This window comes from Vibrio sp. JZG10 (assembly GCF_054064075.1).
On sequence record NZ_JBSUGE010000058.1, the window covers coordinates 1 to 1097 of the forward strand.

The following is a 1097-nucleotide window of genomic DNA, read 5'->3' on the forward strand; positions in this document are numbered from 1 at the left end:
GCTTGCGATAGAATTTGTGACTTGGTCATTTGAGTCGTTTCTTTCGCGAAGTCAGTATCTTTGATACGGCTCTTCGACGCGTTCACGTTCTCGTTAATGTTGTCCAAGTTGCTGATTGCATGGTTGAAACGGTTCTGGAATGCACCCAGTTCTGCGCGGTGGCTGTCTACGTATTTCAGTGCCGCATCGATGATAGCCACAGATTCCTGTGCGCCACCAACTGAGGTTACGTCGATAGTATCTACTGTTACTTTTTTACCTTCGCCCAAACCTAGCTCGCCAGATAGGCCGCCTGAAAACTCGACTTCGCCTTCGACTTTGTTGTTGCCAGCAAAGATTTGCAGTTTACCGTCTTGGTCTACTGAGGCTTTCACTAGGTCAGTTTGACCGTTAATGTAAGTCGCAAGCTCTTCGATATCGTCACCTGCTTTTGCGCTGATGTTGATTTCTTGCTCTTGACCGTAGCTGTCCGTTAGGTTGATTTTTAGGTCGTTCTTACCTTCAGCAACGTTCCAGTCTTTACCTTTACCACTTTCAGCTTGGTAGCTCACACCGCCCATCATTTTGTTGTCTGAACGCATGTCTTTGAGCTCAAGCATCACGGCTTCACCGTTATCCGCACCGATTTGGAACGATTTCGCACCGTGTGTGCCGTTTAGTAGCTTGTTACCACCGAAAGACGTGGTTTCTGCGATACGGTTTAGTTCGTCATTTAGCGCGGTCACTTCTTCTTGAATCGCCACACGCTCTGATTTCGAGTTTGAACCGTTTGCTGATTGCAGAGACAAATCACGCATACGTTGAAGAATGTTAGTGGTCTCGTTCATTGCACCTTCAGCGGTTTGTGCAATTGAGATACCGTCGTTCGCGTTGCGAACCGCCACATCCAGGCCACGGCTTTGTACGTTCAAACGATTCGAGATTTGCAGACCCGCAGCGTCATCTTTTGCGCTGTTGATTTTGAAACCCGAAGACAAACGCTCCATAGAAGTTTGTTGAGCTGAGTTTGCGTTGTTTAGGTAACGCTGAGCGGTCATCGCTGATACGTTAGTGTTTACATTCACTGCCATGGTGATTTCTCCAATTGATTTTCCGGT

Annotated in this window: 1 protein-coding gene; it reads right to left on the reverse strand. The window is 47.4% G+C overall.

Annotation, left to right across the window (positions count from 1 at the left end; translation table 11 throughout):
* A partial coding sequence (locus ACWYVB_RS24095; protein ID WP_447814861.1) for a flagellin occupies nucleotides 1-1070 on the reverse strand: 1070 nt, incomplete at its 3' end.
* Between the last annotated feature and the right edge of the window lie 27 nt (nucleotides 1071-1097).